Source organism: Streptomyces sp. NPDC101219 (genome assembly GCF_044767675.1).
In the GTDB taxonomy this organism is placed as follows: Bacteria; Actinomycetota; Actinomycetes; order Streptomycetales; family Streptomycetaceae; genus Streptomyces.
Map to the genome: position 1 here is coordinate 274,858 of NZ_JBIWOK010000003.1, position 21,489 is coordinate 296,346.

The 21,489-nt window shown below is 74.0% G+C and carries 17 protein-coding genes; 11 read left to right on the forward strand and 6 right to left on the reverse strand.

The annotated features are described in order from the left end of the window. Positions 1–12: 12 nt before the first annotated feature. Together ACIRPP_RS07425 and ACIRPP_RS07430 are read left to right on the forward strand one after the other, a co-directional pair. Entirely contained in the window at positions 13–1,746 is a 1,734-nt protein-coding gene (locus tag ACIRPP_RS07425; protein WP_403638766.1) for an amidohydrolase family protein, read from the forward strand. Continuing rightward, on the forward strand, positions 1,743–3,197 hold the full coding sequence (locus ACIRPP_RS07430; protein WP_403638768.1) for an aldehyde dehydrogenase family protein: 1,455 nt from the start codon (positions 1,743–1,745) through the stop codon (positions 3,195–3,197). The genes ACIRPP_RS07425 and ACIRPP_RS07430 overlap by 4 nt, the downstream gene beginning before the upstream one ends. Positions 3,198–3,230: 33 nt before the next feature. Here the strand turns inward: ACIRPP_RS07430 and ACIRPP_RS07435 are convergent, their stop codons facing one another. Then, positions 3,231–3,623: a nitroreductase/quinone reductase family protein gene (locus ACIRPP_RS07435; protein ID WP_403638769.1), complete on the reverse strand. Its 393-nt coding sequence runs from the start codon at positions 3,621–3,623 to the stop codon at positions 3,231–3,233. A gap of 170 nt (positions 3,624–3,793) precedes the next feature. Between ACIRPP_RS07435 and ACIRPP_RS07440 the strand changes: the two genes are divergently transcribed. The 4 genes from ACIRPP_RS07440 (at position 3,794) to ACIRPP_RS07455 (ending at position 9,328) form a co-directional block, all read left to right on the forward strand. Then, the gene (locus ACIRPP_RS07440; RefSeq protein WP_403638771.1) at positions 3,794–4,654 is read left to right on the forward strand and encodes an LLM class F420-dependent oxidoreductase; all 861 of its coding nucleotides are present in this window, start codon (positions 3,794–3,796) and stop codon (positions 4,652–4,654) included. Positions 4,655–4,784: 130 nt separating this feature from the next. Further along, on the forward strand, positions 4,785–7,373 hold the full coding sequence (locus tag ACIRPP_RS07445) for a bifunctional FO biosynthesis protein CofGH (RefSeq protein ID WP_403638773.1): 2,589 nt from the start codon (positions 4,785–4,787) through the stop codon (positions 7,371–7,373). 136 nt (positions 7,374–7,509) lie between these two features. Further along, entirely contained in the window at positions 7,510–8,082 is a 573-nt protein-coding gene (locus ACIRPP_RS07450) for a L,D-transpeptidase (protein ID WP_403638775.1), read from the forward strand. A 127-nt stretch (positions 8,083–8,209) separates the two neighbouring features. Next, the gene (locus ACIRPP_RS07455) at positions 8,210–9,328 is read left to right on the forward strand and encodes an ADP-ribosylglycohydrolase family protein (RefSeq protein WP_403638777.1); all 1,119 of its coding nucleotides are present in this window, start codon (positions 8,210–8,212) and stop codon (positions 9,326–9,328) included. A 73-nt stretch (positions 9,329–9,401) separates the two neighbouring features. Here the strand turns inward: ACIRPP_RS07455 and ACIRPP_RS07460 are convergent, their stop codons facing one another. Together ACIRPP_RS07460 and ACIRPP_RS07465 are read right to left on the reverse strand one after the other, a co-directional pair. Continuing rightward, positions 9,402–11,375: an MFS transporter gene (locus ACIRPP_RS07460; RefSeq protein ID WP_403638779.1), complete on the reverse strand. Its 1,974-nt coding sequence runs from the start codon at positions 11,373–11,375 to the stop codon at positions 9,402–9,404. 183 nt (positions 11,376–11,558) lie between these two features. Continuing rightward, the gene (locus ACIRPP_RS07465; RefSeq protein WP_403638781.1) at positions 11,559–14,360 is read right to left on the reverse strand and encodes a D-alanyl-D-alanine carboxypeptidase; all 2,802 of its coding nucleotides are present in this window, start codon (positions 14,358–14,360) and stop codon (positions 11,559–11,561) included. Between the two features lie 237 nt (positions 14,361–14,597). On the opposite strand from ACIRPP_RS07465, the gene ACIRPP_RS07470 reads away from it, so the two are divergent. The 3 genes from ACIRPP_RS07470 to ACIRPP_RS07480 all read left to right on the forward strand — a co-directional run bounded on the left by ACIRPP_RS07470 (position 14,598) and on the right by ACIRPP_RS07480 (position 17,045). Beyond that, positions 14,598–15,356 carry a GPP34 family phosphoprotein gene (locus ACIRPP_RS07470; protein ID WP_164350839.1) on the forward strand — a complete coding sequence of 253 codons (759 nt, stop codon included), beginning with the start codon at positions 14,598–14,600 and terminating at the stop codon, positions 15,354–15,356. 401 nt (positions 15,357–15,757) lie between these two features. Next, entirely contained in the window at positions 15,758–16,615 is an 858-nt protein-coding gene (locus ACIRPP_RS07475) for a helix-turn-helix transcriptional regulator (RefSeq protein WP_164337983.1), read from the forward strand. A 238-nt stretch (positions 16,616–16,853) separates the two neighbouring features. Then, complete coding sequence (locus ACIRPP_RS07480; protein WP_362099549.1) at positions 16,854–17,045, forward strand: DUF397 domain-containing protein; 192 nt, start codon at positions 16,854–16,856, stop codon at positions 17,043–17,045. 226 nt (positions 17,046–17,271) lie between these two features. Here ACIRPP_RS07480 and ACIRPP_RS07485 read toward each other — a convergent pair whose 3' ends face one another. Both ACIRPP_RS07485 and ACIRPP_RS07490 read right to left on the reverse strand, forming a co-directional pair. Beyond that, a complete protein-coding gene (locus tag ACIRPP_RS07485; RefSeq protein ID WP_403638783.1) occupies positions 17,272–18,147 on the reverse strand; it encodes a MerR family transcriptional regulator in 876 nt (291 codons plus the stop codon). Positions 18,148–18,265: 118 nt separating this feature from the next. Further along, positions 18,266–18,775, reverse strand: a complete 510-nt coding sequence (locus ACIRPP_RS07490) for a glutathione peroxidase (protein ID WP_164337986.1) — start codon at positions 18,773–18,775, stop codon at positions 18,266–18,268. A gap of 284 nt (positions 18,776–19,059) precedes the next feature. Between ACIRPP_RS07490 and ACIRPP_RS07495 the strand changes: the two genes are divergently transcribed. Beyond that, entirely contained in the window at positions 19,060–19,761 is a 702-nt protein-coding gene (locus ACIRPP_RS07495) for a Crp/Fnr family transcriptional regulator (RefSeq protein WP_403638785.1), read from the forward strand. Between the two features lie 62 nt (positions 19,762–19,823). Here the strand turns inward: ACIRPP_RS07495 and ACIRPP_RS07500 are convergent, their stop codons facing one another. Beyond that, positions 19,824–20,357, reverse strand: a complete 534-nt coding sequence (locus ACIRPP_RS07500) for a Pycsar system effector family protein (RefSeq protein ID WP_403638787.1) — start codon at positions 20,355–20,357, stop codon at positions 19,824–19,826. A 327-nt stretch (positions 20,358–20,684) separates the two neighbouring features. Here ACIRPP_RS07500 and ACIRPP_RS07505 point away from each other — a divergent pair, with 327 nt between their 5' ends. Continuing rightward, entirely contained in the window at positions 20,685–21,473 is a 789-nt protein-coding gene (locus ACIRPP_RS07505; protein ID WP_403638788.1) for a hypothetical protein, read from the forward strand. The last annotated feature ends 16 nt before the right edge of the window (positions 21,474–21,489 follow it).

The following is a 21,489-nucleotide window of genomic DNA, read 5'->3' on the forward strand; positions in this document are numbered from 1 at the left end:
GAGGACGGCGGCATGCTCGACCACCTGATCAGGAGCGCCACGGTCGTCGACGGCACGGGCGCGCCCGCCGTCACCGCCGACGTCGGCCTGCGCGACGGACGGATCGCCGCCGTCGCTCCGCGGATCACCGCCCCGGCCCGCACCACCGAGGACGCCGACGGGCTGGTCCTCGCGCCCGGCTTCGTCGACCCCCACACCCACTACGACGCCCAGCTCTTCTGGGACCCCTACGCCACCCCCTCCCTCAACCACGGGGTCACCACGGTCGCCGCGGGCAACTGCGGATTCACCCTCGCCCCGCTGAACCCGCGCCGCCCCGACGACGCCGACTACACCCGCCGCATGATGTCCCGGGTGGAGGGCATGTCCCTGGTCGCCCTGGAGGAGGGCGCGCCCTGGACCTGGCACACCTTCGGGGAGTACCTGGACGCGCTGGAGGGGCGCATCGCGGTCAACGCCGGCTTCATGGCCGGGCACTGCGCCCTGCGCCGGCACGTGATGGGCCCGGACGCGGTGGGCGGGCAGCCGACCGCGGAGCAACTCGACGCCATGGTGCGGCTGCTGCACGACGCCATGGACGCCGGCGCCTGGGGCCTGTCCACCACCCAGTCCGCCACCCACGCCGACGGCGACGGCCGGCCCGTCGCCTCCCGGCACGCCCGGCCCGGGGAACTCCGGGCGCTGGCCCGCGCGGTCGGCGAGCACGAGGGAACCCAGATCGAGGCCATCGTCGCGGGCTGCCTGGACCGCTTCAGCGACACCGAGATCGACCTCCTCGCGGACCTGAGCGCGACCGCCTCACGCCCCCTGAACTGGAACGTCCTCACCGTCGACGCCGCCGTCCCGGACCGAGTCCCGCGCCAGTTGCAGGCCGGTGAGCGGGCCCGGAAGGCGGGCGGCCGGGTCGTCGCCCTGACCATGCCGATCCTCACCCCGATGAACATGTCCCTGGGCACCTTCTGCGCCCTCAACCTCATCCCCGGCTGGGGGCCGGTCCTCGCCCTGCCCGTGCCCGAGCGCATCGCCCGGCTCCGCGACCCGGCCGTACGCGCCGAACTGCTGCGCCGGGCCCGCTCCGAGGAGGCGGGCGTCTTCCGGCGGCTCGCCGACTTCGGCCGCTACGTCATCGGCGACACCTACAGCGCCGCCAACACCGGCCTGTCCGGGCGGGTCGTGGCGGACATCGCCGCCGAACGCGGCCAGGACCCCTTCGCCTGCCTCGTCGACATCTGCGCGGCCGACGGCCTGCGCACCGTGCTGTGGCCGATGCCCACCGACAACGACCCGGCCTCCTGGGCGCTGCGCGCCGAGACCTGGCGGCACGAGGACGTCCTGCTCGGCGGCTCCGACGCGGGCGCCCACCTGGACCGCATGTGCGGCGCCCCCTACACCACCCGCTTCCTCGGGGACTGTCTGCGCGGCCGGAAGCTGGCCGGGCTGGAACAGGCCGTGAAGATGCTGACCGACGACCCGGCCCGGCTGTTCGGGCTGCGCGAGCGGGGCCGCGTGCAGGAGGGCTGGCACGCCGACCTCGTCCTGTTCGACCCGGAGCGCGTCGGCGCCGGACCCGCCACCCTCGTGCACGACCTGCCCGGCGACAGCCCCCGGCTGGACTCCCGGGCGCTCGGCGTGCGGGCCGTCTTCGTCAACGGCGTCGCCGCGATCCGCGACGACGTCGTCACCGGCGCCGTCCCCGGCCGGGTGCTCCGCTCGGGCCGGGACACCGCGACGGTGAGCACCCGGTGACCGGCGCGCCGCAGCACCTGTTCATCGGCGGCCGGTGGGTGGTGCCCGGCGGCGGCCACTACGACGTCACCGACCCCGCCACCGAGGAGACCGCCGGCCGGGCCCCGGAAGCCACACCGGAGCAGGTGCGCGAGGCGTGCGCGGCGGCCCGCGCGGCCCTCGGCCCGTGGTCGCGCACTGCCCCCGCGGAACGGGCCGCCGTCCTCGCCCGCGCCGCCCGGCTGATCCGCGAGCGTCTCGTGCCGTACGCGGAACTCGCCCAGGCGGAGACCGGGGCGACCACCGCCACCGCGCGGGGCATGCAGGTCGGTGTCGCCGCCGCCCGCTTCCGGCGCTACGCGCGCGTCGAGCCCGCCGAGTGGGCGATCCCGCCGCAGATCAACGACGCCGGGCCGATGGGCGCGGCCGGAGTGACGGGCGCCCTGGCCGTGCGCCAGCCCGTCGGGGTCGTCACCTGCGTCACCTCGTACAACAATCCGTGGGCCAACCCGGCCGGGAAGGTCGCCCCCGCGCTGGCGATGGGCAACACGGTGGTGGTGAAACCGGCCCCGCAGGACCCCCTGTCGGTGTACCGGCTGGCCGAGGCGCTCCAGGCGGCCGGCGTGCCGCCGGGCGTGGTCAACGTGGTCTCCGGCCGCTCGCCGGCGGTGGGGGAGGCGGCCGTGTCCTCGCCCGACGTCGACATGGTGAGCTTCACCGGCTCCACGGCGGTCGGGCAGCACATCGCCGAGGTGTGCGGGCGGCGGATGACCCGCCAGCTGATGGAGCTGGGCGGCAAGGGCGCGGCCCTCGTCCTCGACGACGCCGACCTCGCGTCGGCGGTCGCCGGGATCGGCACCACCTTCTCCTTCTACAGCGGGCAGATCTGCACCGCCCCCACCCGGGTGCTGGCCCACCGGTCGGTGTACGAGCCGCTGGTGGAGCGGCTCGCCGGGTATGCGGCAGGGCTGGCGGTGGGCGACCCCCGGGAGCCGGGCACGGTCGTCGGGCCGGTGATCTCGGCGGCGCACCGCGACCGGGTGGAGGCGTACGTCGATCTCGGCCGCAAGGAGGGCGCGGTGGTCGTCGCGGGCGGCGAACGCCCGCCGCCGGAGCGCGGGTTCTACGTCGCGCCGACCGTGCTCGCCGACTGCACCAACGACATGCGGGTGGCCCGCGAGGAGATCTTCGGCCCGGTGGTCGTGGTCGTCCCGGTCGACGACGAGGACGAGGCGGTGGCCCTGGCCAACGACAGCGAGTACGGCCTGATCGACTACGTCTGGTCCGCCGACGTGGCCCGCGCCTTCCGGGTGGCCCGGCGGCTGCGCACCGGCGGGGTCGGCATCAACACCGTCGGCCGGAACATGGAGGCACCCTTCGGCGGGTTCCGCCGCAGCGGCGTCGGCCGGGACGTCGGCTCCTACGCCCTGCACGCCTACAGCGAGGTGCAGTCGATCGTCTGGCCCGGATGAGCCGTGCCGCCCGCTCCGTACGCCCGGCCCGGCTCAGCCGTCGAGGTCGACCCGCACGGTGAGCAGCTCCGCGCCGAAGGCCCGCACGGCGAGGCCGTTGAGGCGGGGCAGCCGGCGCAGCCGGGCGCGGGGGTCGTCGTCGGGCAGGAGCACGGCGGTGCCGGTGTGCCAGCGGCCCCGCAGCCGCACCCGCACCCGGGGGTCGGCCCGGATGTTGCGCACGTACTGGGACCGCTCACCGAACTCCGACACCAGCCAGAACGCGTCCCCGGTCCGCCGTCCGCCCACCGGGGTGGCGCGGGGCAGGCCGGAGACCCGGCCGGTGGTCTCCAGGACCGTCTGCAACGGCAGCCTGCGCAGCACGGGGTTGATCCGGCGCTGGACCGCCCTGGCGATCCGGTACTTGCGTGCGGCTCGGGACGTCATGCCGGACGAGGCTACCGGCGGCCCGCGAACACCGGGCCCGGACCGGCGCGTTCCCGCCACGGGGCATACCGGGCCGCCCGGTGCCCGGCCGTATGCCGACCGGTCGGTATGGACAGACCGGGCGTGCCCCCGGTATTGATGAGTCGTCGTCCGCGTACGAAAGGCCGCCCATGCGCATCGCCGTCACGATCTTCCTCACCGACGAGACGATCAGCCCCGTCCGGCTCGCCCGCGAGCTGGAACAGCGCGGATTCGCCGGTCTGTACCTGCCCGAGCACACCCACATCCCCGTCGAGCGGACCAGCCCCTACCCGGCGGGCGGCGAGCTGCCCCGCGAGTACGGCCGCACCCTCGACCCCTTCGTCGCGCTCGGCCAGGCCGCGGCCGTCACCGAGCGGCTCGGGCTGGGCACCGGCATCACCCTCGCCGCCCAGCACGACCCGATCGACCTGGCCAAGCAGATCGCCACCCTCGACCACCTCTCCGGCGGCCGCTTCACACTCGGGGTCGGCTTCGGCTGGAACGTCGAGGAGGCCGCCGACCACGGCGTCGACTGGCGCACCCGGCGCGAGCTGGTACGCGACCGGATGGGCCTGATGCGCTCCCTGTGGTCGGAGGAACCGACCGCCTACGAGGGCGAGTTCGCCAGCGTGCGGGCCAGCTTCGCGCACCCCAAGCCGGTGCAGAAGCCGCGCGGACCGGTGGTCGGACCGCGCACCCTGATCGGCGGCGGTGCGGGACCGAAGCTGTTCGCGCACATCTGCGAGTACGCCGACGGCTGGCTGCCCATCGGCGGACGCGGCCTGTCCGAGTCGCTGCCCGCCCTGCGGACGGTGTGGGCCGACGCGGGCCGTGACCCGGGGGCCCTCCAGGTGGTGCCCTACGCCGTCCACCCGACCCCGGGCAAGCTGGCGCACTACGCCGAGCTGGGCATCGAGGAGACCGTGGTGCAGCTGCCGCCCGAGGGCGAGACGGAGGTGCTGCGGGCCCTCGACGCCGTCCAGCCGTTCGTCGACGGGGCAGGGGAGTGAGGACCGACCGCGGCATGAGGAGCTACTGCGGCGTGAGGAGCGACCGCGGAGTGAGGACCCCGCGGGCCCGCTCGCACCGGCCGGAAGCGGCGCCCGTCCGTCCTGATCACCCCGAACGTATGCTCAAGGGATGACGACTTCCGTGACCTCCGGCACCGGCGGCCCGACCGGGAACTCCATGCGGCGCGCCCTCAAACGGGCCCGGGACGGCGTCTCACTGGACGTCTCCGAGGCGGCCGTGCTGCTCCAGGCCCGCGGCGCGGACCTTCAGGACCTGTGCGCCTCGGCCGCCCGGGTGCGGGACGCCGGACTGGAGGCGGCCGGCCGCCCCGGCGTCATCACGTACTCCAAGAGCGTCTTCCTGCCGCTGACCCGGCTGTGCCGGGACAAGTGCCACTACTGCACGTTCGTCACCGTGCCCGGCAAGCTGCGGCGCGCCGGGCACGGGATGTTCATGTCCCCCGACGAGGTGCTCGACATCGCCCGCAAGGGCGCCGCCCTCGGCTGCAAGGAAGCCCTCATCACCCTCGGCGACAAGCCCGAGGACCGCTGGCCCGAGGCGCGCGAATGGCTCGACGCCCACGGCTACGACGACACCCTCGCCTACGTCCGCGCCATGTCGGTGCGCATCCTGGAGGAGACCGGCCTCCTGCCGCACCTCAACCCGGGCGTGCTGAGCTGGACCGACCTGCAGCGCCTCAAGCCGGTGGCACCCTCCATGGGCATGATGCTGGAGACCACCGCGACCCGCCTGTGGTCCGAGCCGGGCGGCCCGCACCACGGCTCCCCGGACAAGGAACCGGCCGTGCGGCTTCGGGTGCTGGAGGACGCCGGACGCTCCTCGGTGCCCTTCACCTCCGGCATCCTCATCGGCATCGGCGAGACCTACGAGGAGCGCGCCGACTCCCTGTTCGCGCTGCGGAAGATCTCCCGGGCCCACCACGGCATCCAGGAACTGATCATCCAGAACTTCCGGGCCAAGCCGGACACCGCGATGCGCGGCATGCCGGACGCGGAACTCGACGCGCTGGTCGCCACGGTCGCCGTCGCCCGGCACGTCCTCGGCCCGTCCGCCTGCCTCCAGGCCCCGCCCAACCTGGTGGACGCCGAGTACGGCCGGCTCATCGCGGCCGGCATCGACGACTGGGGCGGCGTCTCCCCGCTGACCATCGACCACGTCAACCCCGAGCGGCCCTGGCCCCGGATCGACGAACTGGCCGAGACGTCCCGCGCGGCCGGCTTCGAACTGCGCGAACGCCTCTGCGTGTACCCCGAGTTCGTCCGGCGCGGAGAGCCCTGGCTGGACCCCCGGCTGCGCCCGCACGTGGCCGCGCTCGCCGACCCGGACACCGGCCTGGCCCGCCCGGACGCCCTGCCGAAGGGCCTGCCCTGGCAGGAGCCCGACGAGGCGTTCACCGCCACCGGCCGCACCGACCTGCACCGCACCATCGACACCGAGGGCCGCACCGGCGACCGCCGCGACGACTTCGACGAGGTGTACGGCGACTGGGACGCCCTGCGCGAGGCCGCCGCCCCCGGGCTCGTGCCGGAGCGCGTCGACACCGACGTGCGGGCCGCGCTGAACACCGCCGCCGACGACCCGACCCGGCTGACCGACGCCGAGGCGCTGGCCCTGCTGCACGCCGACGGCCCGGCCCTGGACGCGCTGTGCCGCATCGCGGACGACGTGCGCAGGGCGGCGGTCGGCGACGACGTCACCTACATCGTCACCCGCAACATCAACTTCACCAACGTCTGCTACACCGGCTGCCGGTTCTGCGCCTTCGCCCAGCGCCGCACCGACGCCGACGCCTACACCCTCTCCCTGGACCAGGTCGCCGACCGCGCCCAGCAGGCGTGGGACGTCGGCGCGGTCGAGGTTTGCATGCAGGGCGGCATCCACCCGGACCTGCCCGGCACCGCCTACTTCGACATCGCGCGGGCGGTGCGCGCACGCGTCCCCGGCATGCATGTGCACGCCTTCTCCCCGATGGAGGTCGTCAACGGCGCGACCCGCACCGGGATGTCGGTCCGCGAGTGGCTGACGGCGGCGAAGGAGGCGGGCCTGGACACCATCCCGGGCACCGCCGCCGAGATCCTCGACGACGAGGTCCGCTGGATCCTGACCAAGGGCAAGCTGCCCGCGGCGACCTGGATCGAGGTCGTCACCACCGCCCACGAGCTGGGCATCCGCTCGTCCTCGACGATGATGTACGGCCACGTCGACCAGCCCCGCCACTGGCTCGGCCACCTGCGCACCCTCGCCCGCATCCAGCAACAGACGGGCGGCTTCACCGAGTTCGTCACCCTGCCCTTCGTGCACACCAACGCGCCCGTCTACCTGGCCGGCATCGCCCGCCCCGGCCCCACGGTCCGCGACAACCGCGCGGTCACCGCGATGGCCCGGCTGCTCCTCCACCCGCACATCCCCAACATCCAGACCAGCTGGGTGAAGCTGGGCGCGGAGGGCGCGGCCCAGATGCTCCGCTCCGGCGCGAACGACCTCGGCGGGACGCTGATGGAGGAGACGATCTCACGTATGGCGGGCTCCTCCTACGGCTCCTACAAGTCGGTCAAGGACCTCGTCGCCGTGGCCGAGGCGGCCGGCCGCCCGGCGAAGCCGCGCACGACGCTGTACGGGGAGGTCCCCGAGGAGCGCCGGCGCGCGGCGGAGGCGTCCGACGGGCACCTGCCGGAGCTGCTGCCGGTGCTGGACTGAGCCGCCGCCGCGAGCGGCGGCCCGCGGTCCGGGCGGAGCGGGGGAGAGGCTGGGGAAGGGCCGGAGACGGGCAGTAGGATGATCCGACCTCCGGTTCCGGGGGCCGGAACTCCGCCGACCGAGGAGATGCGTACCGTTGCCTGCCCGTCTTCCCTCGTGGGCCTGGGTGACCGGGCTGACCGCGGGTGCGCTGGCCGTGGTGGCCGTCCTCGCGGTGCAGGCGGACCAGGGGCCCAAGCCGAGGCCCGCCGCCGCCACGAGCGAGCCGAACGGCTCCGCGACGGCCGACCCGAAGCCGTCCGCGGGCCCCTCGAAGAAGAACCCCGAGGCCGTGCCGGCCGACTCCGGCACCGGCCGCCGCATCGTCTACTCCCTCGACCGCGAACGCGTGTGGCTGGTCGACGCGAGCGACGCGCCCCGCCGCACCTTCCCGGTCTGGCCGGGCACGGTCGCCCCGGAGCCCGGCAGCTACACGATCGGCACCCGCACCGAGGCCACCACCGGCAGCGACGGCGTCCAGGTCGAGCACATCATGTACTTCACCGCCCGGTCCGGTGTCTCCATCGCCTTCTCCAACGCCGTCGACGGTTCCTCCCCGCCGCCCGCCGACCCGGGCGCCCGGACGGGAGGCATCCGGGTGGGCAAGGCCGACGGCGAGGCCCTGTGGGCCTTCGGCACGGCCGGCACCACCGTCCGGGTCGTCGAGTAACGCCCCCGCGGCACAGGACGCGACGCGGGCCCGGGGCTGCGATACCGATCCGTGCCGTGAACCCGCCGTCCCCGTTCGATTACAGTGCTGGGCGTCGTACGTGTGCACGGTGTCCGGGGAGGTCTGGGTGGGTGCGACGACCGGGCCCGTGTGGGGGCGCCGCGAGCAGCAGGACTTCCGCAGCCGGGTGCGCGGAACGCTGCTCGGCGTGGCCCTCGGGGACGCGCTGGGCGCGCCCGTGGCGACCCTGACGACCGACGCGATCCGCGAGGCGCACGGCGCCGCGGGCGTCGTCGACCTCGGCCCCGCCTACGGCCGCCGCGGCGCCGTCACCCACCTCACCCAGCTCACCCTGTTCTCCGTGGACGGGCTGATCCGCGCCCAGGTGCGCCGCGACACCGGCGCCTGGCACCCGCCGACCGACCTGCACCGGGCGTACCTGCGCTGGGCCACCACCCAGCGCGACTGGGGCCCCGACGAGCGCCGCAAGGACGACGGCTGGCTGGCCCGCGAGGAGTGGCTGTACGCCCGCCGCGACCCGGCCCGGCCACTGCTGCTGGGCCTCGGCGACGGCACCATGGGCACGCCCGAGGCCCCCAAGAACCCGCAGGAGACCGGCCCCGAGGCGGCAGCCCGGTCCGCGCCCTTCGGGCTGCTCGTCGGCTGGGAGCCGCAGCTCGTCGCCCAGCTCGCCGTGGAGTGCGCCGCCCAGACCCACGGCCACCCGGACGCCTGCCTCGCCGCGGGCGCGTACGCCGTGATCGTGCACGCGCTCGCCCGCGGCGAGGACCCGGACGCGGCCGTCCAGAGCGCCCTCGCGCTGCTGTCGGCGCTGCCCGGCAACGAGGCTGTCTCGAACGCCCTCCAGCAGGCCCTGGGCGCCGTCCGGCAGGGCATGCCCACCCCCGAACGCGTCTCCCGGCTCAGCGGGGCCGGCACCGCGGAGGGCCTGGTCGCGGCCGCCGTGTACTGCGCGCTGGTCGGCGAGGACGTGCGCCACGGACTGTGCCTCGCCGTCAACCAGGACGGGCCCAGCGCGGTCGCCGGCGCCCTGACCGGCGGACTGCTCGGCGCCCTGCACGGCGAGACGGCCCTGCCCCCGGCCTGGCTCGCCGAGCTGGAGGGCCGCCCCACCATCCTGGAACTCGCCGACGACTTCGCCATGGAGATGACCCAGGGCGCCGCCCTGCACAGCCCCACCGCCTCCTCCGCGGCCTGGCTGGCCCGCTACCCGCGGGCCGTCTGACCGGTCCACCCGCATCCGGTGCGGGGCCCCGGCGGCCCCGGGCACCGACGCCCGCCCGGACCGGCTGCGCTGATCAGCGCAGTTCCTCCGGGCAGGGCGTGCCCCGCGACCACTTGTACGGCGCGGCCAGCCGGTAGGTGCCCGGCTCCGGTGCCAGCAGCACCGTCCACCGGTCGCCGTTCGCGTCCTCCTCCGTCTCCATCAGGCAGCCGTTGACGTTCTCGTACGTCTTCGGCTCCCCCTCCGGACGGGCCTCGGACTCCTCCGTCTCCCGGGGCGGCTCCAGTGCCGCGCCCTCGGCGTCGACCAGGCTCAGCCACGGCGAGTACGGGATGCGGATCAGGACGCGTCCCGCCTTCTCCACCCGCATCGTCATCGCGCCCTGCTCGGCCCGTTCCACCACCGCGTTCGGCTCGGCCAGCGGCGTCGGGGCGACCACCTCGAACAGCTGCCAGTTCGCGTCGCCCCAGACCTGCTTCAGGTAGGGCAGCCCGCGCTGGACCAGCTCCCGCTCCCGTTCCCCGCCGTCCCCGTCCGGCTCGTCCTTGGGCAGCACCACGTAGTGCACCGCCCAGCGCTTGAGCCACTCGTGGTAGTTCGCCGAGTTCAGGGTGTCGTCGTAGAAGAGCGGGTTGCGCTCCATGTCGGCCTGCCGGTTCCAGCCGCGGGCCAGGTTCACGTACGGGGCGAGCGCGGACGCCTCCCGGTGCGAGCGGGCCGGCACGACCTCCACCCGGCCCCGTTCCGCGCCGACCTCCTGCAGCTCGTTCACCAGCGGCGCCAGCTCGCGCGCCCAGGACGCCGCCGGGGTGGTGTGCACGACGTCGTCGACCGACTTGAACCCGATCCACACCGTGAACCCGACGAACGCCACGACGATCGCGTACCACTTGCGGCTCCGGGGCACCGCGAACGGCAGCGCCGCCACCAGCACCACGCCCGCGAACAGCATCGCCAGCCGCGTCATGTTGGAGCCGATCTGCGAACTGATCAGCCAGACCAGCACCACACCCAGCCCGTACACCCCGGCCGTGATCCGCACCGTCCGCCATTCCCGGGGCACGAGGAACACCACCAGGACCGAGTACACCAGCGGCAGGATCACCGAGCCGAACCCCATCGGCTGCGTGCCGGAGAACGGGAACAGCCAGGCCGACAGCGCCACCACCGCGGTCGGCGCCAGCCCCAGGGCCCAGGCTCCCGGCCGCCGCTTCTGCAGGAACAGCGCCACCGCCACCAGCCCCACGAACAGGCCGGCCACCGGCGAGGCCATCGTCGCCAGCGCCGCCAGCGGGGCCGCGCACAGCGCCTTCGCCCACCGCTTGTAGCGCCAGCGGTACGGCCAGCAGAAGACGACGGCGACCGCGCCGAGCGCGAACATCGTCCCCAGCCCGTACGTCACCCGCCCCGAGGCCGCGTTGCACAGCAGCGCGAACACGCCTGCGAGCGCCGCCCACAGGGGGTTGCGCACACTCCGGCTGCGCATCAGGACCAGCGTCAGCAGCCCGGCCGACACGGTCCCCGCGATCATCATCGTGGTCCGCACCCCGAGGAGGGACATCAGATACGGGGACACCACGCTGTACGACACCGGGTGCATGCCGCCGTACCAGGCCAGGTTGTACGCCTGGTCCGGATGGCGGCCGACGAACTCGGCCCAGGCGTCCTGCGCCGCGAGGTCGCCGCCGCTGTTGGCGAACGTGAAGAACCAGACGACGTGCAGGACCCCGGCGAGCGCGGTGACGGACAGCACCGGGTGCCGCAGCATCCTGGCCCGCACGGCGCGGACCGGACGCGGCAGCCGCTCCTCGCCCCGGCCGGGGCCGGGCGCACCGCCGGGCGCGGAGTCGTGCCCTGAGTCGCGCTCTGAGGTGTGCCCTGAGTCGCGCTCTGAGGTGTGCTCTGAGGTGTACTCGGAAACCGGTTCCGAAGCGGGCTCAGGGCGCGGTCGGCCGTCCGGCCCGTCTGCTCCGGGCGCGGGTATTCGCGAACCCGTTGCCGGGCCCTGATCGGCGTCGTCGGCGCGTGTCGGCTCCGCAGTGGCCACCTGAAGGCACTCCCCGTGTCCCGTCTTCTGTTCGGCGGCAGCGTCCCGTCCGCCGTGGTGCCCACGGCCGCGTTCCGGTGACCGGCGACCTGCCCGATTCGTGACGCTAGCACGCACCCCGCCGGCCGTCCCCCGCGGTGGAGGACGGCCGGCGGGGCGGGGCGTGCCCGCCGCTCGCCGTGATCAGGCGAGACGCGTCAGCTTGTCCGTGAAGCCGGGCTCCACGAGGTCGTCCTGCAGGGCGACCGGCACCTTGACGGCACTGCTCGTGCCGTCGCCGACGGTCAGCGAGCCCACCTCGGTGCCCGCCTTCGCCTCGTGCGGCACCTTGTCCGCGGCGAACGTCAGCTTCACCGACAGGCCCGCCCAGCCGACCGCCTTCACGTCCTCGGTCACCACGACGGGCGTCCGGCCGCCCAGACCGTCGTCCGCGTACCCGACGACCGTGCCCTTCTTCAGGATGACCGCCGATTCCAACGCGCCCTGCGCGGCCCGGATCAGGTCGTCACCGGCGGTCAGCGCGGCGCTGAGGATGGTGTTGTCCTTGCCCCCGGCGGGCTGGCGGACCACCGCGCCGACGATGGTGCGCATCTCGCCGTCGACGTCCTTCTTCGCCGCGAACAGCAGGTTGCCCAGCGCGGAGGTGGTGGTGCCGGTCTTGATGCCGACCACGTTGTTGTGGCCCACCAGCTGGTTCCAGTTGGAGTGGTTGACGCCCTTGTAGTCGTCGTACGACATCATCGCGGCCACCTCGCGGAAGGCGGGCTGCTTCATCGCGGCCTTGCCCAGCTTCACCTGGTCCACGGCCGTGGAGACGGTCGTGTTGTTCAGGCCCGAGGGGTCGGTGTACGTCGTGTTGGTCATGCCGAGGTCCTCGGCGGCGGCGTTCATCTTCTCCACGAACGCCTTCTCCGACCCCGCGTCCCACCGGGCGAGCAGACGCGCCACGTTGTTCGCGGACGCGATCAGGATGCTCTCCAGCGCCTCCCGCTGAGAGATCTCGTCCCCGGCGGTGACGTCGACGGTGGACTCCTGACCGGCGTCGGACTGCTTCTCCGCCGGCTCGTCGATCTTGATCATCGGTCCCTGCGCGCCGCTCTTCAGCGGGTGGTCGCGCAGGATCACGTACGCCGTCATGACCTTGGCGACACTGGCGATCGGCACCGGCTTCTGCTCACCGGAGGAGCCGAACGAGCCGATGCCCTGCACGTCGAGGGCCGCCTGTCCGTCGGCCGGCCACGGGATGTCGACCTTGCCGCCCTCGAAGGTGAAACGGTCCTCGGCGGTGAGGTCGAGCGTGGGTTCGGGAAGCGGACGCATGTTCTGCACGACCGCAAAGATGATCACCAGCAGCAGGACCAGCGGGGTCCAGATCTTGACCCGCCGCACGGCGGTCCGCAGCGGGGTCTCCGGCGGGGGCGGGGTGTTCGTCAGCTCGGCCAGCAGGTCCAGCGGGGGCTTCGGCGGCAGCGGCTGCTGCGTCGTCCGCTCCGGCTCGGCCTGCGGGAGCGCGGACGTGGCGTCGGCGGCCGGCGCGGCCGGCGTGACGGTCCGCAGTGCGGTGGTGGCGTCGGTGACCGGCGGCTTGCGGATGCCGGGGTCGTCGAGCGGCTTGAGCGCGACGAACTTGCTGGTCCGCTCGGCGGGCGACTCGGGCGACTCGGGCGACTCGGGGGCCTCGGGGGACTCGGGGGACGCGGCTGGGTCGCTCCCGGGCCGGTCTTCCTCGCCGGTCCCGGTGCCCTTGTCGGTCCGATCGGCCTTGTCGGTCTTGGCAGCCTTGTCGGTCCTGTTGTCCGGCGTGGGCTTCGCGTCGGGGCCGCCGGTGCCGTCCTCGTCCGCCCCGGCGGGCGCCTTCGCCGCGTCGCCCAGCTTGAGCATCGTGGTGGGCTGGTCGACGGCCCGCTCGGAGGGCCGGAGCGTGGTGAACACGGCGGTGGGCTGGTCGACGGGGCCCTTGCGATCGTCGGCGTCGTCCCCGCCCCTGGCCTCTCCGCCGTCTTCGTCCTGGCCGTCCTGGCCGTCCTCGTCGGCGCGGGCCGCGCGGTCGTCGTCCCGGTCGTCCCGGTCGTCCCGGTCGTCCCGGTCCTCGCGGTCCGCGTCGGGCGTGTCGTCGGCGGAGGCCGTGGCCGCGACATCGCTGTCGTCGGGGGCGTCCGTCGTGCCCTCGGGCGCGTCCGCGGCCTCGGAGGCGGTCGTGGCGGCCTCGGGAGCGTGCGCGGCCGACGGGACCACGTCGGCGTCGGTCCCGTCGGCGGCAGCGTCGTCCAGGGGCTTCGTGGGCGCGGTGGGCGCCGGGGGCTCGGTGGCGTCGGCGTCAGCACCGTCGCCGGTGTCGGCGGCGTCCTCGTCCGCGGCCTTGGCGCCCGCCTCGTCCCCGGCCGTGTCGTCGTCGCGGGTCGGCCGGGCGTCCTGGGCCTCGTCGGCCGTGCGGACCCACGCGGCCACGGCGTCGCGCAGTCGGGCGTCACCCGACGTGGCGGGATCGTCACGTTCGGTGGAGTCGCCGCCGGTGGCGTCGTCGGTCCCGGCGTCGCTGTCGCTGTCGTTGTCGCCGTCGGCATCGGCCTCGGCCTCGTCCGTGCCGCCGTCGGTGTCCGTCCCGGCGGTGGAGTCCCCGGCGCTCCCGGCACTCGCCGTGCCCTCAGGGCTCCCGGCGTCCCCCGCGCCGCCCGTGTCCGGGGCGTCCGCGGCCGGGGCGTCCTCGGTCTCCTCCGCGTCCTCCGCGTCCGCCGTCACCGCCTCGCGCACCGACAGCACGCGGGTCGCCGTGTCGACCCCTCCCCGGGCCGGCGCGTCCGACGGTGCCGGGGACTCGGCGGAACCGGACGGCGACGGCTCCCGCGACACCGCCAGCCGCGGGTCACGCTTGCGGGCGGAGTCCTCCGCCTCGCTCCTGGCCTCGGGAACCGGACCCGCGCTCCCCGGCGTCGGTTCTTCCGACGACGCACGCTGCTTCGACCTGTCGGGGGACTCGCCCGCCACCGATGCCTCCTCCATGTGCCGCACGCCCCGCGTGCGCCAACCGAACCGTGAACCGCCGCCCGCGACAACGCTCCGCGCGCTGTCCGAACCATGTACCAGTGTCCTGTGTGCGGGCCTGGCCCCACGTGGTAGACGAGAACGACATACCTACCGGTTCCCTTACGAACCGGTCACGCGCTCTCGACAGACCAATGTGAGAGGGGTCACCCTGTCAGACATCCACGCGGGGAGGCATGGATGGGCAGGAGCCGCAGAACACTTCCGGAGGAGCTTCTGTTGCTCGCACTGGACCCGACCACGGGTACCACTGCGCAGCCGCAGTCGCTCGACCTCGGTCTGGCCGGAGCGCAGCTAGTGGAGCTGGCGCTGGCCGGACGGATAGCCCCAGACGGGGATCGTATCGCCGTGGTCGTACCACGGCCGACTGGAGATCCGACACTGGACAGCGCGTTGGAGCTGCTGCGCAGGCGTGGCGCTCCCGTACGGGCCGTCCACTGGATCGGCGGGCCCCGACTCGGGCTCCGCCAGACGTACCTCTCGCATCTGGAGCGGTGCGGCATGGTGCATGCCGTGGCGGGACAGATGTGCGGGGTACTGCCGACGACTCGTTACCAGGCGACGGACACCGAGATCAGCCGGGAGATCAGGGCCCGGCTGGACTCCGCGATCCGCACCGGCGTGCCGCCGGACCCGCGGACCGCGGCGCTCGCCGCACTGGCGCACGCGGTGGGTCTCGGCAAGCACCTGTACCCGGGGAACGAGGGCCGGTCCTCGCGCTCCCGGTTGCGGGACCTGATCCGGCACGACCCGATGGGCGGCCTCGTGGCGCACGCCGTGATGGACGTCCAGAACGGCGTGGCCGCACAGCCGCGCCGCAGCCCGGCATCGGCGGCCGCCCGGCAGCCCGGTGCGGGCGGCCGGGGCACGACGGAGCCCGCCCGAGGGGTTCCGGCACAGCCGCGCCGCGGATCCATGGCGCGCGTAGTGGCCCACTGACGACACGTCCCCCACGCGGGGGGCCACGCACGACGCACCGCACCGCACCGCGATGCGGCACGGCACGCACACGGCACAGGACAGCAGGCCCGGCACGGGACCGCACGACGCGACCCAGGACGGCGCGGTACGCATCCGCGGCCGTCACAGACCCGGTCACGGGAGCCGCTGTCCGGTCGGGGCGGGGAGAGCGAGGGCTCTCCCCGCCCCGACCGGCGTGCCGGAAGCACGCCGGCCGGCGGTCCCCGGTGCCGCCCGTCCCGGCACACTGACGTGCACCCGTCGCATATCCACGGTTTGCCAGCGGTGGGAAGCACCTTGGTGGCAGTCTGCTGAGCAGCAGATACGCAAAGTGGCAAGTACGAGCAAGTACGAGGCACGCAGCCGGAGGTGCACGTCCCGTGGCGTCCAATGTCAATCCCACCGTCAGGCGACGCCGGCTGGGCCAGGAGTTGCGCAGGCTCCGTGAGCTCAAGGGCATGACGGCGGAGGAGGTGGCCGAACGGCTGCTGGTGTCGCAGTCGAAGATCAGCCGCCTCGAGAACGGCCGGCGCAGCATCAGCCAGCGTGACGTCCGCGACCTGTGCGGGGTCTACGAGGTGGAGGACCAGCGCATCGTCGAGTCGTTGATGCAGATGGCCAAGGACTCCCGCCAGCAGGGCTGGTGGCACGCCTTCGGCGACATCCCGTACAGCGTCTACATCGGCCTGGAGACCGACGCCGAGTCGCTGCGGGTGTACGAACCGCAGATCATCACCGGCCTGCTGCAGACCCGCGCCTACGCCGAGGCGATCGTCCAGGGCGGGTCGCCGGAGTCCAGCGAGCAGGAGAACGACAAGCGGGTCGAGGTGCGCCTGCGCAGGCAGAGCCGCATCACCGCCGAGACGGACCCGCTGCGGCTGTGGGTGGTGCTCGACGAGGCGTCCCTGCACCGGGTCGTCGGCAGCCGCCAGGTGATGCGGGAACAGCTGGAACACGTCATGGAGTTGAGCCAGCTGCCGCACATCACCGTGCAGGTGCTCCCCTTCGAGGTCGGCGCCCACGCCGGGATCAACGGCCAGTACTCCATCCTGGAGTTCGCCGACGCGGCCGACTCCAGCGTGGTCTACATCGAGGGCGTCACCAGCGACCTGTACCTGGAGAAGCCGCACGACGTGCAGAAGTACACCGTGATGTACGAGCACTTGCGGGCCCAGTCGCTGAACGTCGAACAGTCCCGTCAGCTGGTGGAACGCCTCGCGAAGGACTACGCGCGCTGAGGCCCTGACGGGTCCCGGACGGGAGCGGGGCGGCATTCTACAGGCCGGACATGCCTCCCCGTACGTCGCACCTGGAATATGCCATCCAGTCGAGTGAACGGCTGCTCCGAAAGAGGATGTTGGCGAGTAGCGTCGATCACGCCAACCGACAGCACAGGTTGGCGCAATCCGTTCTGCGGGTCCATGCCGGAATGCGCAGCCCGGTGACAGCAACTCAGCAACTGGCTACGGAGCGATCATGGCAATTCGTCTGGGCGCCACGGAAGCGTGGAAGACGTCCTCCTACACCAACAACAACGGCGCCTGCGTGATGGTCAGGTCCACCACCGAGGCGGCTCTGGAACTCGGGGACACCAAGATCCCCGAAGGCCCGAAGCTGGCCTTCCCGGCGGACGCGTGGAGCGCCTTCGTCGCCTCGGTGAAGCCCTGACCGGGCGCGGGAAACAGCACCACGGGCGCCCGCCGCGCCTCCCGTACAGCGGGTGCGAGCAGTACAGCGGGTGCACACAGCGCCGCGGGTCCACCCGGCGCCCCGGGTGCCCCCGGCACCACCACCGGCAACCGCAGTAGCGCCGCCGGTGCGCAGAGCCCTCTCGTCGAGTCCGCCGTCCTTGCCGAGAGGGCTCGGCCCGTGACCGGGCCGAGCCCCCCGCCGCTCAGCGGCCGGACACCGGGAACGCGACATCGCACACCGGGTCCCCGGGTGCGGCCGTGTCCCACGGGGCGAAGTACACCTCCCGGCACGGCCCCGCCTGGCTCAGCCCCTCGGCCGCCATCCACTGCTCCACCGCCTCGAACGCGGCCATGATCTGCGGATGCGCCACCTGCGCCTTCGTGATCCGGGTGCGCGCCAGCCGCCCGGCCGGCTCCACCCGCACCGCCACCCCGCGAGCCGGGCCGCGGCGCGCGGCCCACTCCCGGGCCGCCGCCTCGTCGGCGACCGGTACGCACGCCTCGGCGGGACCGTCGCTCTCCATCGACACATCGGAGTGATAGACGACGAACGGGGCGCCGGTCACGCCCCCGCAGTCACGGGCCGCCTCCTCCAGGCGTCCCAGCGAGGCACCGATCCACGCCGGCAGCTCGTCCGCCAGCGTGTGCCGCGTCTCGGTGATCAGTACCTGTTCCGGCACGTCCACCGTCTCGACCGTGAACTTCCCGTACATCTCGGAGCTCCTCCCCGACAGCCGTCCACGGAGGTAGTCCGCGAGTGTCCGCTGCCCCGCCAGCCGCGTCTCCACGTCCGCCCAGTAGGCGGCGAGCCGCTCGGCCGCCCGCACACCGTCCGGCTCGTCGACGACCTCGGCGATCCGCGCCAGCGGCATGTCCAGCCGGCGCAGCAGCGCCACCAGCCGGGCCCGCTCCACCTGCCCGGCCCGGTAGTACCGGTACCCGGTGGTGTCGTCGACCCGCGCCGGGGCCAGCAGCCCCAGCCGGTCGTACAGGCGCAGCGCCTTGGCGGACAGCCGCGCCCGTGCCGCGAACACGCCGATGCTGAGCAGTTCCTCGTCCACCCCGGCATCCTCCGTCACCGGACGGTCCCTCCGCCCGGCACCGCACACGCTCGGCCCTGCCCCAGGGGCAAGGTCAACGGCAGCCGACGGGGACGCGGCACGCCCCGCCGGACAGCCGTCCCGGGCACGGGGAAGGTCAGGCCAGGGCGCTCTCCACCGCCGCCACGACCTCAGCCGACTCCGGCTCGGTCTGCGGCGAGAACCGGGCGACGACCTTGCCGTCCCGGCCGATCAGGAACTTCTCGAAGTTCCAGCGGATGTCCCCGCTGTGCCCCTCCGCGTCGGCGAAACCGGCCAGCCGCTCGTACAGCGCGTGCCGCCCCTCGCCGTTGACCTCGACCTTCTCGGTCATCGGGAAGGTCACGCCGTAGGTGGCCGAGCAGAACTCCGCGATCTCCTCGGCGGTGCCGGGCTCCTGCCCGAGGAACTGGTTGCAGGGCACCCCGAGCACGGTGAAGCCCCGCTCGGCGAACCGCTCGTGCAGCCGCTCCAGACCGGCGTACTGCGGGGTCAGCCCGCACTTGGAGGCCACGTTCACCACCAGCACGGCCTTCCCGGCGTACTGGGCCAGCGCGGCGGAGCCGCCGTTCAGCGCGTCGATCTCCACGTCGAGGGGCGAGGTACCGGTGTTCTCTTCAGTCGTCATGCCCGGATGCTAGCTCCGGCCACCGACGACCCGAGCCGCAGCACGGTCCGCGACGGGCGCCCGGGCCCCTCTGCCACGGCCCGCGACGGGCGCCCGGGCCCCTCTGCCACGGCCCGCGACGGGCGCCCGGGCCCCTCTGCCACGGCCCGCGTGGGGCGCCCGGGCCCCCCTCTACCACGGCCCGCGCCCGGTCCGCTGCCCCCGCGCGTACGCATGGCGCGGACGGCGGCCGAGCGGGCACGATGGCGGCCGGTGTTCACCGACCCGCCGGGGGGACCGTGCCGATGCCGCCGTACCGTTTCGCCGAGTGGCCCGCGGGCAGCCTGCTGGGCAGGCTGGCGCCGCCCGCCCGGGAGGAGATGCTCGACCTGGGCGTGGAGGTCGGCTTCGAGGCCGGACAGGTCCTGCTGAGCGAGGGCGCCCACGACCGGCACGTGCTGCTGTTGCTGTCCGGCTTCGCCAAGGTGACCGCGCGCGTCGAGAACGGGGAGACGTCACTGCTCGCCGTCCGGGTCGGCGGGGACACCGTCGGCGAGATGGCGGCCATGGACGGCGCCCCCCGCTCGGCCACCGTGACGGCCTGCGGCACCATCACCGCGCTCGTCCTGCAGCCGGCGGCGCTGCGCGCCCTGCTGATGCGGCGCCCCGAGATCGGCATCGCCCTCACCGGCATCGTCGCCGACCGGCTGCGCTGGGCCAACCGGCGCCGCCTCGACTTCCGCGGCTACCCGGTCAAGGTGCGCCTGGCCCGCCTCCTGGTCGAGCTGGCGACGACCTACGGCCACCCGGTCGACGGCGGCGCGGTCCTGGGCTGCCGCCTCACCCAGCCCGAGCTGGCCGCCCTCACCGGCGCCGCCGAGACCACGGTCCACAAGGGCCTGCGGGAACTGCGCGACGAGGGCCTGCTGGAGACGGGCTACGGATCCACGGTCATCCGCGACCTGCCCCGCCTCCGACGCATCGCCGACCTGGCGGCCGGGGAGTAGCCCCGGGCGGCGGGCGGCTGCGCGTGGGCCGCTCCCCGGCCGGCCGCCGGGCCGCCTCAGGGTCAGCCCAGCAGCGGGCGCAGGACCACCAGCAGCCCCGCACTGACCCCCATCACCGCCGTGCACACCACAGCCCCCGTCAGACAGCGGTACTTGCGCACCGCCACCCGCGCCAGGAAGCGGATGGTCTGCGACAACTCCCGCCGCTCCCGGGCCGCTTCGGCGTCCTCGTCGCCGGACCCGGGGACGGCGGGCGGCAGGATGTCGGGGCCCGTGGCGAGGTGGACGAAGCTGTAGCGGTTGCTGCGCCCCGGCTCCAGCACCCGCGGGCGCAGCGCGGCGGCCAGGAACCCGGCCCCGCCGAACAGCCCGCCCAGGAACAGCGCGACGAGCACCCCCGCCAGCACCCCGGGCGGCCCGCCGTCGCCGACGGCGTGCAGAGCGGGTCTGCTCCACCAGCCGGCCGTGCCGACCAGCGCGGCCTGCGCGGCGGCCAGGATGCCCGCCTTGGTGTCGGCGTGCTGATGGGTGTTCTGCAGCGCGGTGAACATGAACTGCGCCGGACGGCTGTCCCGTTCGGCTCCGGTGGACGGCATGCGGCCCCCTCATCCCTCGGCGTGCTGCCCCGCTGTGGCCTCTCCCTCCATTGACGGGCACCGCGGGGCAGCAGATCCGGCATTTCTGCGGGATTCGGGCTGTCCTGTTCCGGTTCTCGCGCGCGGCCGGCCCCGCCCGCCACTCCCGTGGCCCGCTGTACGGTGCCGACCCTCCCGCATCCCGTAATTCGACGGGGTTGCCCCTGTACGAGACGTGTACGACTGGCGTACCGGCGTCCGCGTGTGGGGGGAGCGGACGCCGGTGCACCACGGAGTCGCCGGGCCGCGGGGCCCGCCCGACTCCACCGAGAGAACGGGGAGTTCCACATGATGACGTTCCGTCGCAGACTGCTCCTGGCCGTCGACGCCAAGGGCTACGGCCGCGCAGACGTCGTGACGCAGCGGCAGTTGCAGGGGGCCATCCAGCGCATCCTGGCCGACGCGGCCGAGGCGTCCGGCCTGGAGCGCGAGCGGTGGGAGACGCAGGCCGGCGGCGACTCGGTGCTCGCCGTGCTGCCGGAGGGGGCCTCCGAGCCGCACCTCGTCGACACGTTCATGCGCCATCTCGACGCCGGGCTGCGCGAGTTCAACCACGGCCGGCTGCCCGGGTCCCGGCTGCGGCTGCGGGTGGCGGTGCACTTCGGTACGGCGTCCCCGGCGGCCAACGGCTTCGAGGGCCGGGCCCCCGTGGAGATCGGCCGCATGCTGGACAGCGCGGCCCTGCGCTCGGCCCTGGACGCGGCGCCCGAGGCCGCCATGGCGCTCGCGGTGTCCTCGACGGTCTTCAACGACATCGTCCGCGAGGCGTACACCACGGTCCGGGCACAGGAGTTCCGCGAGGTGCGCGTCGCGGAGAAGGAGTTCGCGGGCCGGGTGTGGATCCGCGTCCCGGGCTACGACATCCGCACGCTCGACCTGACGCCGCCCGCCCGGAGCGAGGGCGGGCAGGAGGCCCCGGCGGAGCCCGAGCGGGAGCCCGAGCGGGCGACCCCCAGGGGTGGTGAAACTTCCGACGCGCGCCCCCCGAATGCACCAACTGCACCCGGAGACACGGTGGTTCAGGTCATTTCCGGAACCGTCCACGCGCAGGGGGCCGTCTTCGGGATCTCCAAATGATCCGAAGTGATGGCTG